This window comes from Vibrio sp. KUL70 (genome assembly GCF_059725515.1).
In genome coordinates this window covers 2,665,794-2,682,080 of sequence record NZ_AP045834.1, presented here as the reverse complement: position 1 = coordinate 2,682,080, position 16,287 = coordinate 2,665,794, and the positions used below count along the sequence as shown (strand labels likewise).

The following is a 16,287-nucleotide window of genomic DNA, read 5'->3' as shown; positions in this document are numbered from 1 at the left end:
TTTATAGCGACCTTTCGTCGTTTTTGGAGTGTGGGGTACGGTTTTTCAGCGCTAGTAAAAGGTAGCAAGCCTAAGAATTGCTTGCTTAGGTTTTTCATGTGAAGTCGCTTCATCGTCCCTCTATTTTGTTTAATAAATGGAAGTAAGATCTTATTAATTATTGATTGTTTTGTAATTAATAAGGCGAAAAACTAAGAGGTTCGCTTTAGAAGGGGACATCAGAAACTGGTATCATTTCTGCTTTGTATCATAATGATGCTGTCATAACTTCTTTAAATGATGAGCGAAAATCTAGCGTTTGTATAAAGCATAGGTTTTGAAGTCGCATTAGCATTGTCTTGAATAACAGATAGATCCAATCGTGAGTCTTGTTCAGCTGCAAGCTCTCAATTTTACGCGTAAATACGAGTATTGGCATGAACATAGTCATTTGTGACGACTCCTCACTAGCAAGAAAGTCTCTTCAGCGTTGTATCTCTCCAGCAGCTTTCGGCATCGTTACCTTCATGTGTTCAAATGGACGTGAAGCGATCGCAACAGTCATTGAAAATAGTATCGATCTGATGTTTCTTGACCTAACTATGCCAGAGATGGATGGTTATGAGGTGCTTCAGTATTTGCAAGAATACGGGATAAGTACCGATGTAGTAGTGATTTCAGGGGATGTTCAGCAAGCAGCTAAAAGACGGTGCATGGAGCTGGGTGCCTCTTCATTTATCGCCAAGCCATTTAATCAAGACGAAATAACTCGCCTTATTCAAAGTTACGTTTTTAAAAATCCTACCACTGATCAATTGCAACATTCGGTTCAAGAAGAACCTGATATCGATCCGCTCAGTAAGTTCCGAGAGATCACCAACATTGCGCTTGGTCGAGGTGCTGCAGTGATTTCTGATCGTATTGGTAAGTTTATCGATCTACCAGTACCGAATGTCGGGATTGTTGAAGCGAGTGAGCTGAATATGATCATTGCAGATGCTTTACATAGAGACTCGATACATGCGGTGACTCAACGGTTTGTAGGGAATGGTATTCATGGTGAGTCCTTAGTATGTATGCGAGGACTGGACATTGGTGGGTTAGGCCATGCGTTAGGCTTTCCAACGAGTGAATCAAACCATAATGAGATGATTCTCAACATTGCTAACTTATTGGTTTCGACCTATTTGAACTCTTTAGCAAGCCAGCTGGTGGTCGATTTTTCTCTGCGTCAGCCAGTTACTGTCTCTAAGAACGAACGAGATGAGTTCTTGTCGGTCCATCATGTAGAACAGAGTGCATTTACGGTCGAGTTCACCTACCTTGCTGAGAATTTGGATTTTGAATGTGAAGTGCTACTGCTTTTAGATGGTGAGTCGGTTGAGACTTTATACCGTTTAATGGAGGTGTTGTAATGAGTCAGATCACCTTCGAAATGGACGAATTGCATTGGGCTTTACAAGTCATGGATACTATTGACGTTGGGCTGGTGGTTCTAGACCTCGAGCATAATGTGTGTCTATGGAATAGCTTCATGCAGAGCTATAGTGGCATTAATGGTGATAGAATCCTTCATCAAAACTTGTTTGATGTTGTACCTAATCTTCCTCAAGAGTGGCTTAAAGCTCAAATATCTGCCTGTAGTGAACTAAAAAGTCGAATCTTTTCAAATTGGGAAGACAGACCTCACATCTTTGATTTCAAAAATTACTCACCGCTGTCACATCAACGTATTAATATGTATCAAAACATAGTAATGACGCCATTAACGTCATTAAATGGGCGAGTATCTCATGTCTGCTTGATGGTACAAGACGTGTCGGATGTGGCTAGCAGCAAATTGTATTTACGTGACTCAAATGAACGCTTATCAACAATGAGCCGTACGGATGGATTAACCGGGTTGTTTAATCGAGCGTTTTGGGAGTCTTGCCTCGCTCGAGAGTTCGAAAGTGCAAAGTTGCAATCCCAAGCATCTGCGTTAGTGATATTTGATATTGACCATTTTAAGAATGTTAATGATACCTATGGTCATAGTGCAGGAGATGAAGTTATCCGACAAACCGCTCGGTTATTGAAAAAAACCGCAAGAAACTCGGATCTATGCGGTCGTTATGGCGGAGAAGAGTTCACGGTTATCCTCCCAGGAACAACCGCCGATCAGGCACATTACTTTGCTGAACGGCTGCGTAAAAGAGTCGAAAAGTACGCGGTTGATACCTCATCTGGCTCAATTAACTTCACCATTAGTATTGGCGTATGTGAACTTTCCTCTTGTACCGCAAGTCATCTGGAGTGGCTTGAATCTGCAGACAAAGCTCTTTATCAGTCCAAGCAATCTGGGCGTAATCAAACAACCTTGTTCCCATTTAATGAGCTTCTCCTTAAGTAAATACAGATTTATCCTAAATAAATCATAAGATTACCTTTCAATTTGTCTCCTGTTGTCTATGTTTTAAGTAGACAACAAGGAGATATCTATGCTGAAACTGACCCCTTACCTATTTTTTGATGGACGCTGCGACGAAGCTTTAGAGTTTTATAGAAAATGTTTTGGTGGCGTCATCTTATCTAAGCAATATTTTAAAGATGCACCACAAGTGGTAGAAGGGGCTGAACCCGATGGGATTATGCACTCAGAATTTGAAGCCTTTGGCATGAAGTTAATGATGTCGGATGGTGTTCATGCCAAGGAGTTACAAGGCAATAACCTCGCGCTCTCATTAGTTACAGAAGATGTTGCCACCCAGGAGCAGATCTTTGAGAAGCTTGAGCAAGGGGGTAGAGTGATGATGCCATTAGCAGACACCTTTTGGGGAGCGCGGTTTGGCAAAGTCGAAGACAAGTTTGGTATTCGTTGGATGATACATTGCGACTTAATGAAATAGATGCGTAAAGTTGCATAGTGAAATTGCTGCCCTATTTGATTAGAATTATAAATTGAGTTGTATAATCAAAGTTATATATAAAATGGGCAGCATAAAGATTACAGTGGACCGTATTCAGCCGGGTCTGCATATACGATTACCGGTTAAGTGGAATGAACACCCATTTTTATTCAATAGCTTCAAAATCAAAGATGAAGAACAAGTCCGAGTTATCCGTCACCTTGGCATTAAGCACGTCTACATAAACCCCAGTCAGAGTGATACGACCCCACTCCCTGTGGAACAAGTGAGTTTAGGTTCTTCAGATGAAATGTCAGATGCCTCATTAGAAGTTGAGGCTATGTGGAAACACAAACGCGAGAGAATAGAAACTTTGAGTTCTTATCGCCGTAAAGTAAGCCATTGTGAAAAAGAGTTTGAACGCTCTCTCGCTCGCATGCGTGCAATCATGACTAAGATTAGAAATCGCCCTTTAGATGCTGCCGAAGAGGTAAAGTCTTTAGTTGATGATATCGTCGATAAATTTTTGAGTGATGATAATGTGTCACTACACTTAATGACGGGTAATGGTGAATTTGAAGACCTCTATTTTCATTCACTTAATGTCTCGGTTATTGCTTTGATGATTGGCAAAGCCAAAGGGTACAGTAGTGAGCAATTAAAAGAGCTGGCGTTGGGTTCACTTTTCCATGATATCGGAAAGGTAAAAATCCCAGTGGCTATTCTTCGAAAGCAAACCGCTCTAACTGTACCAGAAGCAAACTACTTAAAGCTGCATACCAAATACGGTGTAGATATAGTAGGTGCTATAGAAGGTATGCCTGAAAGCGTTCATAAAGTGATTGCTCAGCATCACGAAATGAATGATGGTTCTGGATACCCTGAAGGGCTCAAAGAAAATGAGATCGATGAGTTTGCCAAAGTCGTAGCTGTGGCGAATGCTTTTGATTCTCTGTGTCATAATAGGATCCCTGCGGAACAAAAAATTCCATACTTAGCGTTGTCTCATCTGTATAAGAGTTGTAAGCATCTATATAGCCACGAAAACTTGAATCACTTGGTTAAGTTAATGGGGGTTTACCCTCCAGGAACGATAGTCCAGTTATCCAATGACTCTATCGGTATTGTTATCTCAGTAAATGCAGACCATATCCTTTACCCTAATGTTTTGATTTATGATCCGAGTGTGCCTAGTACTCAAGCGCCGATCATCGACCTAGCAAGTAAAGATATAAAGATCTCTAGTGCTGTTCATCCGAGTAAATTACCGCAACAAGTACAAGACTACTTAAACCCAAGAGCTAGGATTAGGTACTTTTTTGATAATAACGCCTAACTTATCCACAGAGTGTTGTGGGTATTTTGTATAAAAATGCGTATATTTTTGTACAAATGAGCCTTTGGATGCTATTTGGTCGCTTAGTCTCTATTTTTCTATTTTTCTTCAATAAAAGCTTGCCAATGTAAGGAACATCTCTATAATGCCGCCTCACTGACACGGCAGACGCCACAAGGCTTCAGCGAAGAATGTTAGTTCGGCAACTAGCTTAAAGTGATATTTCGCTTCTACTTTTAGAAAGTAGAAATTAATTTTCAAAAAGTGTTTGACACTGAGAATTAAGTCGCTAGAATGGCCGCCTCTTCCGAAGTGATGCAAGTCACAACGAAGAAAAGCTCTTTAACAATTTAAACCTATCAATCTGTGTGGGCACTCGTTGATGAATATCACTAAGTTTGTTTTCGCTTTTAAAAGCAAAGGCAAACACGAAACTTCGGTTTCAACTTGATTTCAATGAACTGAGTGACCAATTCGAATTGGTACAGCCTTGAGCTGTTTGATTTCACTTTTTAAAGTGAAAGCCAATAAGAGCACAGTCAATTCACTATCGTTAGATAGAATCAGTATTCATTGAGTCGACAAAATCTTAAATTGAAGAGTTTGATCATGGCTCAGATTGAACGCTGGCGGCAGGCCTAACACATGCAAGTCGAGCGGAAACGAGTTATCTGAACCTTCGGGGAACGATAACGGCGTCGAGCGGCGGACGGGTGAGTAATGCCTAGGAAATTGCCTTGATGTGGGGGATAACCATTGGAAACGATGGCTAATACCGCATGATGCCTACGGGCCAAAGAGGGGGACCTTCGGGCCTCTCGCGTCAAGATATGCCTAGGTGGGATTAGCTAGTTGGTGAGGTAATGGCTCACCAAGGCGACGATCCCTAGCTGGTCTGAGAGGATGATCAGCCACACTGGAACTGAGACACGGTCCAGACTCCTACGGGAGGCAGCAGTGGGGAATATTGCACAATGGGCGCAAGCCTGATGCAGCCATGCCGCGTGTATGAAGAAGGCCTTCGGGTTGTAAAGTACTTTCAGCAGTGAGGAAGGTGGTGTCGTTAATAGCGGCATTTCTTGACGTTAGCTGCAGAAGAAGCACCGGCTAACTCCGTGCCAGCAGCCGCGGTAATACGGAGGGTGCGAGCGTTAATCGGAATTACTGGGCGTAAAGCGCATGCAGGTGGTTTGTTAAGTCAGATGTGAAAGCCCGGGGCTCAACCTCGGAACTGCATTTGAAACTGGCAAACTAGAGTACTGTAGAGGGGGGGTAGAATTTCAGGTGTAGCGGTGAAATGCGTAGAGATCTGAAGGAATACCAGTGGCGAAGGCGGCCCCCTGGACAGATACTGACACTCAGATGCGAAAGCGTGGGGAGCAAACAGGATTAGATACCCTGGTAGTCCACGCCGTAAACGATGTCTACTTGGAGGTTGTGGCCTTGAGCCGTGGCTTTCGGAGCTAACGCGTTAAGTAGACCGCCTGGGGAGTACGGTCGCAAGATTAAAACTCAAATGAATTGACGGGGGCCCGCACAAGCGGTGGAGCATGTGGTTTAATTCGATGCAACGCGAAGAACCTTACCTACTCTTGACATCCAGAGAAGCCAGCGGAGACGCAGGTGTGCCTTCGGGAACTCTGAGACAGGTGCTGCATGGCTGTCGTCAGCTCGTGTTGTGAAATGTTGGGTTAAGTCCCGCAACGAGCGCAACCCTTATCCTTGTTTGCCAGCGAGTCATGTCGGGAACTCCAGGGAGACTGCCGGTGATAAACCGGAGGAAGGTGGGGACGACGTCAAGTCATCATGGCCCTTACGAGTAGGGCTACACACGTGCTACAATGGCGCATACAGAGGGCGGCCAACTCGCGAGAGTGAGCGAATCCCAAAAAGTGCGTCGTAGTCCGGATTGGAGTCTGCAACTCGACTCCATGAAGTCGGAATCGCTAGTAATCGTAGATCAGAATGCTACGGTGAATACGTTCCCGGGCCTTGTACACACCGCCCGTCACACCATGGGAGTGGGCTGCACCAGAAGTGGTTAGTTTAACCCCTTTTCTTTCGAGATTAGGGGAGGACGATCACCACGGTGTGGTTCATGACTGGGGTGAAGTCGTAACAAGGTAGCCCTAGGGGAACCTGGGGCTGGATCACCTCCTTATACGAAGATGTTCACGATAAGTGTCCACACAGATTGATACGGTTTAGAAAGTTAAGAGATATCTTAGTGTCCCGTTCGTCTAGAGGCCTAGGACACCGCCCTTTCACGGCGGTAACAGGGGTTCGACTCCCCTACGGGATACCATCTTTAAGTGCATTTTTAATAGTGCTTTTAAAAATGGTTACTTCATTAAGAAGTGATTAGCTCTTTAACAATTTGGAAAGCTGACTGATTTAAATAACAGAGTTATTTAAATCAAATTAAAAGTTCTCAATGTTTATCTGCTCTTATTTATTAAGAACAGTAAACACAACACAAACACATTCAAGTGTCTTGTATTCGATTCAAATCTAATTTGAATCACCATTGAGTCCGGCAAACACGTAATAAGAACTAACCCTTCTTATTACAACCAAAAACCTTGGTTGCTATTTTGTCTTCACTTTTGAAAAGTGAAAGCAAATAAGTCATCAACTCGAAACTTCTTCGGGTTGTATGGTTAAGTGACTAAGCGTACACGGTGGATGCCTTGGCAGTCAGAGGCGATGAAGGACGTATTAACTTGCGATAAGCCCAGATTAGGTAGTAAAAACCTTTTGAGTCTGGGATTTCCGAATGGGGAAACCCACTTACATAAGTAAGTATCTTGTTGTGAATACATAGCAACAAGAGGCAAACCGGGGGAACTGAAACATCTAAGTACCCCGAGGAAGAGAAATCAACCGAGATTCCGAAAGTAGCGGCGAGCGAAATTGGATTAGCCCTTAAGCTTTTAATGATGCAGGTGAAGAGTCTGGAAAGTCTCGCAATAAAGGGTGATAGCCCCGTAACCGACACATCATAATCAGTGAAATCGAGTAGGGCGGGACACGTGATATCCTGTCTGAATATGGGGGGGACCATCCTCCAAGGCTAAATACTACTGACTGACCGATAGTGAACCAGTACCGTGAGGGAAAGGCGAAAAGAACCCCTGTGAGGGGAGTGAAATAGAACCTGAAACCGTGTACGTACAAGCAGTAGGAGCACCTTCGTGGTGTGACTGCGTACCTTTTGTATAATGGGTCAGCGACTTATATTCAGTGGCAAGGTTAACCGTTTAGGGGAGCCGTAGGGAAACCGAGTCTTAACTGGGCGTTCAGTCTCTGGATATAGACCCGAAACCAGGTGATCTAGCCATGGGCAGGTTGAAGGTTGAGTAACATCAACTGGAGGACCGAACCGACTAATGTTGAAAAATTAGCGGATGACTTGTGGCTAGGGGTGAAAGGCCAATCAAACCTGGAGATAGCTGGTTCTCCCCGAAAGCTATTTAGGTAGCGCCTCGGACGAATACTACTGGGGGTAGAGCACTGTTAAGGCTAGGGGGTCATCCCGACTTACCAACCCTTTGCAAACTCCGAATACCAGTAAGTACTATCCGGGAGACACACGGCGGGTGCTAACGTCCGTCGTGGAGAGGGAAACAACCCAGACCGCCAGCTAAGGTCCCAAAGTATAGCTAAGTGGGAAACGATGTGGGAAGGCTCAGACAGCCAGGATGTTGGCTTAGAAGCAGCCATCATTTAAAGAAAGCGTAATAGCTCACTGGTCGAGTCGGCCTGCGCGGAAGATGTAACGGGGCTAAGCTATACACCGAAGCTGCGGCTGCATACTTTAGTATGCGGGGTAGGGGAGCGTTCTGTAAGCCGTTGAAGGTGGTCTGTAAGGGCTGCTGGAGGTATCAGAAGTGCGAATGCTGACATGAGTAACGATAAAGGGAGTGAAAAACTCCCTCGCCGGAAGACCAAGGGTTCCTGTCCAACGTTAATCGGGGCAGGGTAAGTCGACCCCTAAGGCGAGGCCGAAAGGCGTAGTCGATGGGAAACGGGTTAATATTCCCGTACTTCTTACAATTGCGATGGGGGGACGGAGAAGGCTAGGTGGGCCTGGCGACGGTTGTCCAGGTTCAAGTACGTAGGCGGAAAGTTTAGGTAAATCCGGACTTTCTTAACGCTGAGATACGATGTCGAGCCACTACGGTGGTGAAGTCATTGATGCCATGCTTCCAGGAAAAGCCTCTAAGCTTCAGATTGTAAGGAATCGTACCCCAAACCGACACAGGTGGTCGGGTAGAGAATACCAAGGCGCTTGAGAGAACTCGGGTGAAGGAACTAGGCAAAATGGTACCGTAACTTCGGGAGAAGGTACGCTCTTATCGGTGAAGTCCCTTGCGGATGGAGCTGACGAGAGTCGCAGATACCAGGTGGCTGCAACTGTTTATTAAAAACACAGCACTGTGCAAAATCGTAAGATGACGTATACGGTGTGACGCCTGCCCGGTGCCGGAAGGTTAATTGATGGGGTTAGACTTCGGTCGAAGCTCTTGATCGAAGCCCCGGTAAACGGCGGCCGTAACTATAACGGTCCTAAGGTAGCGAAATTCCTTGTCGGGTAAGTTCCGACCTGCACGAATGGCGTAATGATGGCCACGCTGTCTCCACCCGAGACTCAGTGAAATTGAAATCGCTGTGAAGATGCAGTGTACCCGCGGCTAGACGGAAAGACCCCGTGAACCTTTACTACAGCTTGGCACTGAACATTGACCCTACATGTGTAGGATAGGTGGGAGACTTTGAAACCGCGTCGCTAGATGTGGTGGAGTCGTCCTTGAAATACCACCCTTGTAGTGTTGATGTTCTAACGTTGGTCCCTGAATCGGGATTACGGACAGTGCCTGGTGGGTAGTTTGACTGGGGCGGTCTCCTCCCAAAGAGTAACGGAGGAGCACGAAGGTGGGCTAATCACGGTTGGACATCGTGAGGTTAGTGCAATGGCATAAGCCCGCTTGACTGCGAGAATGACAATTCGAGCAGGTGCGAAAGCAGGTCATAGTGATCCGGTGGTTCTGAATGGAAGGGCCATCGCTCAACGGATAAAAGGTACTCCGGGGATAACAGGCTGATACCGCCCAAGAGTTCATATCGACGGCGGTGTTTGGCACCTCGATGTCGGCTCATCACATCCTGGGGCTGAAGTCGGTCCCAAGGGTATGGCTGTTCGCCATTTAAAGTGGTACGCGAGCTGGGTTTAGAACGTCGTGAGACAGTTCGGTCCCTATCTGCCGTGGGCGTTGGAAGATTGAAGGGGGCTGCTCCTAGTACGAGAGGACCGGAGTGGACGAACCTCTGGTGTTCGGGTTGTCATGCCAATGGCATTGCCCGGTAGCTAAGTTCGGAATCGATAACCGCTGAAAGCATCTAAGCGGGAAGCGAGCCCTGAGATGAGTCTTCCCTGGCGCTTTAAGCGTCCTAAAGGGTTGTTCAAGACTAGAACGTTGATAGGCAGGGTGTGTAAGCGCTGTGAGGCGTTGAGCTAACCTGTACTAATTGCCCGTGAGGCTTAACCATACAACACCCAAGGGGTTTTGATGGACTCAAAACTGTTGTTTCCGCTTTAAAAAGCAGAGGCAAACAAGAACACTTGAATGAGTTTACATAAGAACTTTTAATAGCTTTCCGAATTATTTTACCTTTAGCTTTTTAAAAGCTGAAAGTAATAAAAGAATTTGCTTGGCGACCATAGCATTGTGGACCCACCTGATTCCATGCCGAACTCAGAAGTGAAACGCAATAGCGCCGATGGTAGTGTGGGGCTTCCCCATGTGAGAGTAGGACATCGCCAGGCTCCAAATTTTGTGCTGGTATGGCTCAGTTGGTAGAGCGCACCCTTGGTAAGGGTGAGGTCCCCAGTTCAAATCTGGGTACTAGCACCATTTATTTTGTTGATTTGATACTTCAAATTAACCACAGAATTTGTTTGACGACCATAGCATTGTGGACCCACCTGATTCCATGCCGAACTCAGAAGTGAAACGCAATAGCGCCGATGGTAGTGTGGGGTTTCCCCATGTGAGAGTAGGACATCGTCAGGCTCAAATTGCTTTAAGCTGAATAGACACTGCGGAGTGGTAGTTCAGTTGGTTAGAATACCGGCCTGTCACGCCGGGGGTCGCGGGTTCGAGTCCCGTCCACTCCGCCACTTATTAGAAAGCCTAGTCTCATGACTAGGCTTTCGTCGTTTCAGGGGTAGGTATTTTGGTCTTCGACCAACGAGTCCCGGTCGTCTGAGACCCCAGCTATTCTGGCGCTTATTTAAGGTTCATCGCGGCTTTCCGGGGAAAGCCGCTTTTATCTTCAAGAAGAAGTAGTCAGTATCTCGATAACCATATCCCATTCGCTTGATTAGCTTTATCTTGTTGTTTATCCCTTCAAGCGTGCAGGTATTTAACGGATAACTTGCCGATGCGATAACCCCGTGAAGATATGGTCTGAGTTTTCGTGCAAACTCTTTTAATGGCTTAATCCCACTCTCTTGCACTTGTTCCCACCACGCGTCCCAGAGCCCCTTAGCGTGCCCTTCTGATTCACAATACCAAAGTTCTTTGAGTTGTGCTCCGAGTATATAAGTGGTCATTAAGTCCTTATTGATATTCAATATTTCAGTAAGATAGCTTTCTTGGCGTGTATTTAAGTTGCCTCTATTTTTCAGCAGTACCCAGCGTGAGCGCTTCACCCATTGCCTCGCTTTTTTGTCTTGCTTAAGTTTGTTAGCTTGGTCGACTCTAACTCTATCCATCACCTCGCGACCGAACTTAGCGATAACATGGAATAAGTCGTAAACGATTTTTGCGTTCGGACAGTGCGCTTGAACTTCAAGATCGAAAGCCGTATTCATGTCCATCGCGACGGCTTCGATATTTATCCCATGCTCGCCTAATTGCTCGAAGAACGGTCGTATGTCTTTGCGGCTACGACCTAATCCTATCCAAATGACTTGGTGAGTCTTAGCATCAGCGATGACCGTGGCATATCGATGTCCTTTAAAGATGGCGAACTCGTCCATGACGAGTTGCCTTAGGTCTTCCCATTTTATTGACGGTACAACTTGTCTAAGCCGGTGTTTATCTATCTCTTTAATTGTGTGCCAATGAACGCTCGTTAACTGGGAGATATGCTTAATAGGGAGAAGAGGTAATAGTTGTTCTATATAGCTTTTTAGGCGCTTCGTTATGCGAGCATAAGGCTCTAACCAAGATAGAGACTCTGTTTTTATGCCGCAGTCGCGACACTTAATCCTTCGAGTTTGAACGGAAAGTTCAACTGGAACACCGAGTAACATGGCATCCTTTACATGACGCCATTGATACTCATGGATAGCTTCGGCTTCAAGACCACAGAGGCATTTAGCTTCAGAGTTAGGTTTAAGAGTAAGGGTAATAAGTGTTGCTGTCTGGTGAGACTTTACTATTTGAAAGCCTTCCCAGAATGAAGATAGGAAAGTATGATTCGGCATGGAAACGGTAGTTTGTGTATGATTTTTGTTTGGCGACTAAACCATATCACTTACTACCGTTTTTGTTTTAAGTTCCCGCTAATCCGCGATGAACCTTATTTAATCCGATGCGAGAGCGTCGCTAAGTCATGATGATCCCAACTCCAAAAGTTGTTAGGGGTAAGGTGAATGCCGCCAACCCACTTGTCTGCAATCTCACTACGTCTATTGTAGGCAGGGCTAGAGAGGGATATGTGGTTGTTATACCAATCTCTGCTCTCTGACTTTTGGGCTTGCAAGATGGGCTCAGGGCCCTCAGTTAACGGTTTAATGAGAGCCCAAAACATGAGGTCCCCTAAATATACTAAAGGCTCTAGCTTCATATAGCGTTTAAACAGTTCATTGAATTCTAGGCCCTCTTCTTCATTTTTTAAGATATCTATAGTCAGGCGTTCCACTAACCCATGCTTTGAGTCTATGTGGGGGAGTTCCTGTAAGTGCCTAAATATCACATCTCTGATATTAGGGAAAAGAGCTTGGTCTACTTTAAGGTAGTTATCGACTAGCTTTAAAGGGGTCCCTGAACAGAAAGCTTGCCACAGTTCTGTTGCCACCCTTATATGCTCTGCAGAGACTTCTTTTCTACTATCCCAGAGAGTGCGTAGTGCTTCAGGAGGCAGTTGACCTAAACCGATGAACCTTTCTCTACCTGGGAAGGTACTCACCTCGATAATCTCTACCTTGGTAATATTTTGGTATGAAAGTAGATATAAAGATCTAATCAACATTAATTGATCGTAGTTGTCGTGTTCAACCCATAAAACAATACGTTGATAGTCATTATCTAAGAGCTTACTCGTCGCTTGTTTCGCTTCTGACTTTATTTGCTCAAGCGACTTTCCGACCTCTTTCATCTCAGACAGGAGTCGATCAGAGACATATTCTGCTCTGATCGCTGAAAGCATCTTTTCATCCAAAGATAAAGGGCCGATACATAGCGGTTCTATGTATGGGAGAAACTCTCCATTGAATCCTGCTTGTTCTAATGTTGGCTGTATATCATGACCGCAACGTACATGTAGGGTTCTTAAGTCATTGTCTAAAGCAGGTAGAGGAGCGCCATCTGAACTTTTATTCCGGTCCAGGCTATCAATATGAGATAACAACTTACTCCAGCTACTTACCCCTAGCTCTCGTGCTAATGCTAAATGTACGTCTGCCAACTTAACGCTATCAGCAGATAGGAGAGGCTTAGGATGTAGAGCGATTAACCAACGTAAGTCTTCGACAGAGCCCGACCTGATTCGTTTTAGCCTAGATTTTGCGTGTTTTTTTAGGTATGTCAGGTTGAGAGAAAAAGCATTCATATATTCACCGTCTCGTAACTTCTGCACTCGCTGATCAGAAGAGAAGGTAAATCAAATTGTAGTTCCCCAAGAGGGAGAAGTTTGATGGCCTTGAGTTTAACTCTTTCCGCGAGTAGGAAGCGCAGGTAACGCTTAGACCAATATATACGAAGGCAGTAGATAACGAAAGCAACAGGCTGAGTTTGTGAGATATTTAATACTATGGAGAGTGTGACAGGTTAGGCTATTCGGTAACTGAACGGTGGAATTGCTTTGGCACAAAGCAAGAGCATTAGATACGAAAAAGCCTCATCGTGTGATGAGGCTTTCTCTAAAGTGGCTCCCCCTGCGGGACTCGAACCTGCGACATACGGATTAACAGTCCGCCGTTCTACCAACTGAACTAAGGGGGAATTATTTAAGAAGACAAATCTTCTCAATAATATAAATGGTGCCGACTACCGGAATCGAACTGGTGACCTACTGATTACAAGTCAGTTGCTCTACCTACTGAGCTAAGTCGGCACACTATATCTTTTACTGAAGACGTTACTCTTCATTTTATATGAAATGATATCAATCACTTCAATTGTATATGGCTCCCCCTGCGGGACTCGAACCTGCGACATACGGATTAACAGTCCGCCGTTCTACCAACTGAACTAAGGGGGAATTATTCTTAAAGCTTGAAAGAAATGGTGCCGACTACCGGAATCGAACTGGTGACCTACTGATTACAAGTCAGTTGCTCTACCTACTGAGCTAAGTCGGCACTGATAATTTCTTCGTGCTTTACTGCTGTTGTCTTATAGACACCAACAAATAAATTGTGGTGCCCGGAGGCGGAATCGAACCACCGACACGAGGATTTTCAATCCTCTGCTCTACCGACTGAGCTATCCGGGCGACGAGGTGTATTAAACGTGTTTTCCGGTTCTGGGTCAACACTAAATTGCAAAAAAAGTATTGTTTGATGTTTTTCTATACTTAGTGGGGTGTTTTTATCCATTTTGTACGAAAAACCTAGGCCTAGCATGCGCTAAACCAGATGCAGTATGAGTCTAAACTCTCGTAAAAAGTGGTTAAATAAAAAAAAGCACGTATGAAAACGTGCTTTTTTAGTCAGTCAAATGAATGGTGAGTTAGTGTTTTACTTCAAAACGATTAACCCAGGCTTCAAGTTCATTAGAAAGTGAGGCTAGAGTTTGAGTGCTGTTATGACTTTCAGTCACCACGCCACTCAATTGATTGCCACTCTCTTCGATCATATTGATGCGTTTAGATATATCGTCGCTCACTTGAGTCTGCTCGGCTGCAGCTGTCGCAATTTGATGACTCATTGAAGAGATAGACTCAAGTGCAATCACAATCTGTTGTAAGGCTTCTGATGCGTTCTGAGACTCTGTTACTGTGCTTTGACTTGTTTCAGCACAGACTTCCATTGTCTGGATAGCATTGCGAGAGCCTTCTTGAAGATTGTTAATCATCAACTGGATCTCTTTGGTGCTGTCTTGCGTTCGGCCAGCTAGGTTACGAACTTCGTCTGCGACTACGGCAAATCCTCGGCCTTGTTCGCCAGCACGTGCGGCTTCAATCGCAGCATTGAGAGCGAGTAGGTTAGTTTGCTCTGCGATGTCACCAATTACGTCCAGTACTTTAACGATGTTGTTTACATCGTTGTCCAGATTAGCAACCGCTTCGCTAGCTGTATTGAGCTGGCCAGCAAGCCCCTGGATGTTGTCTACCGTGTTATGGATGAGACGTTGGGTATGTTGACTCTGTTTGTCCGCTTCGTCGGTGTTACGCGCTGTATCACCTGCTGAATCAGCGACGTTGTTTGCAGACGACGCCATTTCAGTCATTGCTGTTGCGATCATTTCTGTTGATTGCTGCTGAGTTTCAGTCAGCTGAGCTATCGAGCCTGCACGCTCTTCTACGCGCTGAAGCTCACCACGGAGCGCTAGCATAGAGGCATTCAAGTTTGAAACCAACTCAGCCAGTGACTGACTCATCTGCTGTACCGCGTGATAGATGCTACCGTCTTCAGGCTTGGTATCGAATGATGTTTGGATCTTACCTTGCGCTACGGCTTGTACAGCGGCTCTTACATCTTTAGGTTCACCGCCTAGCAGGGCAAGCATACGTTTGATTGAGAAGACTAAACTGGACAGGATTGCCCCTGCGATAGCCAAGCAGAGCAATAGTTGCCATTGAGCTGTTGACCAGAAACGAGCATTAACCTCGTTGAAACCGATGCCTGTGCCGACAATCCACCCCCAGTGTGGTGTCTTTTCTGCGATAGACAGCTTCTCTTCAATGGTTCCATCGGGCTGTTTTTGAGTCCAAGTGTATTCAACAATCTGTCCGGTGCGATTGCCAATAACTCTTTGGATAAGTTGACCAACGCTATTGCCATCACCATCTTTAAAATCATTAAAGCTGGTTCCATGTAGCTGGGGATCAAGTGGCGTTGCCAAAAAGGTCATGTTCTCGTCTGCAACATACACATATTCGTTGTTTTTATATATGTTGTTGCGTAACAGGCGTGTTGCTAGTTGTTTAGCTTGCTCTTCTTCTAGGGTGCCATCAATCGCCATTTTCTCCACTTCTGTGAGAATGCTGTAGGCACTCTTAAATAGCTCTGTAACACGAGCTTTGTTGTCAATATTACTGGCGACTCTTAGTGTCCAAAGGCCAGTGGCTGTTAGTGCTAACAGGGCAACCAAAATGATTGCAGATAAGATGTAAGCTTGCGTTTTTAATTTCATGTTTCCTCACACAGCATAAAAATAATCGAGCTGTTTCACCGGATAGTAATCTAAGTGGTGTAGGGCAGATATCGGAAAAATATGAAAGTATGATAGAGATTAAATTTACGACGCAAAAAAAGTAATGATGTGTCGTTTTGTATCGTAAATGTAAGCGGCTGATTGTTTTGTGAGCAAGGGTGAAGATTGTCAGTAGTGCTAAAGAACGGTTGTATTGATGTGTTGTATAGGTTTTCGTTTGAAAGGGTGAATCTCTGAGTGGCAAAAAAGATGTGCTTGATAGCTTGTATCAAAAAGAGGGCTATTAAAAAAGCTCAAACTAGGACGATTCGACTGAGACATTGCTTTGGCACAAAGCAGGAGCGTTAGATACGAAAAAGCCTCATCATGTGATGAGGCTTTCTCTAAAATGGCTCCCCCTGCGGGACTCGAACCTGCGACATACGGATTAACAGTCCGCCGTTCTACCAACTGAACTAAGGGGGAATTATTTGTG

At 45.0% G+C, this 16,287-nt stretch carries 7 protein-coding genes, 9 tRNA genes and 4 rRNA genes; 11 read left to right on the top strand and 9 right to left on the bottom strand.

Annotation, left to right across the window (positions count from 1 at the left end; genetic code table 11):
* Positions 1 to 416 precede the first annotated feature (416 nt).
* The 11 genes from AC6I7V_RS11945 (at position 417) to AC6I7V_RS11895 (ending at position 10,384) form a co-directional block, all read left to right on the top strand.
* A complete protein-coding gene (locus AC6I7V_RS11945) occupies positions 417 to 1,394 on the top strand; it encodes a response regulator (protein ID WP_255229856.1) in 978 nt (325 codons plus the stop codon).
* Complete coding sequence (locus AC6I7V_RS11940; RefSeq protein ID WP_261882123.1) at positions 1,394 to 2,371, top strand: GGDEF domain-containing protein; 978 nt, start codon at positions 1,394 to 1,396, stop codon at positions 2,369 to 2,371. Before AC6I7V_RS11945 ends, AC6I7V_RS11940 begins: the two co-directional genes overlap by 1 nt.
* A gap of 88 nt (positions 2,372 to 2,459) precedes the next feature.
* Positions 2,460 to 2,867: a VOC family protein gene (locus AC6I7V_RS11935; RefSeq protein WP_498010934.1), complete on the top strand. Its 408-nt coding sequence runs from the start codon at positions 2,460 to 2,462 to the stop codon at positions 2,865 to 2,867.
* An 82-nt stretch (positions 2,868 to 2,949) separates the two neighbouring features.
* Complete coding sequence (locus tag AC6I7V_RS11930) at positions 2,950 to 4,203, top strand: cyclic di-GMP phosphodiesterase (RefSeq protein ID WP_255229859.1); 1,254 nt, start codon at positions 2,950 to 2,952, stop codon at positions 4,201 to 4,203.
* A gap of 591 nt (positions 4,204 to 4,794) precedes the next feature.
* Positions 4,795 to 6,364: ribosomal RNA gene (locus AC6I7V_RS11925) — 16S ribosomal RNA — on the top strand.
* Between the two features lie 68 nt (positions 6,365 to 6,432).
* Positions 6,433 to 6,508, top strand: a tRNA-Glu gene (locus tag AC6I7V_RS11920).
* Positions 6,509 to 6,861: 353 nt separating this feature from the next.
* A 23S ribosomal RNA gene (locus AC6I7V_RS11915) occupies positions 6,862 to 9,753 on the top strand.
* Between the two features lie 161 nt (positions 9,754 to 9,914).
* A 5S ribosomal RNA gene (rrf, locus tag AC6I7V_RS11910) occupies positions 9,915 to 10,030 on the top strand.
* 12 nt (positions 10,031 to 10,042) lie between these two features.
* A tRNA-Thr gene (locus tag AC6I7V_RS11905) sits at positions 10,043 to 10,118 on the top strand.
* Positions 10,119 to 10,161: 43 nt separating this feature from the next.
* Positions 10,162 to 10,277, top strand: a 5S ribosomal RNA gene (gene rrf / locus AC6I7V_RS11900).
* The 16S, 23S and 5S rRNA genes sit together here with 3 tRNA genes alongside, the layout of an rRNA operon.
* Before the next feature lie 30 nt (positions 10,278 to 10,307).
* Positions 10,308 to 10,384 (top strand) — tRNA-Asp (locus AC6I7V_RS11895).
* A gap of 120 nt (positions 10,385 to 10,504) precedes the next feature.
* On the opposite strand, the gene AC6I7V_RS11890 is transcribed toward AC6I7V_RS11895, so the two are convergent.
* The 9 genes from AC6I7V_RS11890 to AC6I7V_RS11850 form a co-directional block, all read right to left on the bottom strand.
* Positions 10,505 to 11,698, bottom strand: coding sequence for an ISL3 family transposase (locus AC6I7V_RS11890; RefSeq protein WP_498010837.1), 1,194 nt, complete (start codon positions 11,696 to 11,698; stop codon positions 10,505 to 10,507).
* Positions 11,699 to 11,793: 95 nt separating this feature from the next.
* The gene (locus AC6I7V_RS11885) at positions 11,794 to 13,044 is read right to left on the bottom strand and encodes a DUF1835 domain-containing protein (protein ID WP_498010933.1); all 1,251 of its coding nucleotides are present in this window, start codon (positions 13,042 to 13,044) and stop codon (positions 11,794 to 11,796) included.
* Between the two features lie 316 nt (positions 13,045 to 13,360).
* Positions 13,361 to 13,436 (bottom strand) — tRNA-Asn (locus tag AC6I7V_RS11880).
* Positions 13,437 to 13,472: 36 nt separating this feature from the next.
* Positions 13,473 to 13,548: transfer RNA gene (locus AC6I7V_RS11875), tRNA-Thr, on the bottom strand.
* A gap of 71 nt (positions 13,549 to 13,619) precedes the next feature.
* Positions 13,620 to 13,695 (bottom strand) — tRNA-Asn (locus AC6I7V_RS11870).
* A 24-nt stretch (positions 13,696 to 13,719) separates the two neighbouring features.
* Positions 13,720 to 13,795, bottom strand: a tRNA-Thr gene (locus tag AC6I7V_RS11865).
* A gap of 58 nt (positions 13,796 to 13,853) precedes the next feature.
* Positions 13,854 to 13,929 (bottom strand) — tRNA-Phe (locus AC6I7V_RS11860).
* A 236-nt stretch (positions 13,930 to 14,165) separates the two neighbouring features.
* Positions 14,166 to 15,791: a methyl-accepting chemotaxis protein gene (locus tag AC6I7V_RS11855; RefSeq protein WP_498010932.1), complete on the bottom strand. Its 1,626-nt coding sequence runs from the start codon at positions 15,789 to 15,791 to the stop codon at positions 14,166 to 14,168.
* A 410-nt stretch (positions 15,792 to 16,201) separates the two neighbouring features.
* A tRNA-Asn gene (locus tag AC6I7V_RS11850) sits at positions 16,202 to 16,277 on the bottom strand.
* Between the last annotated feature and the right edge of the window lie 10 nt (positions 16,278 to 16,287).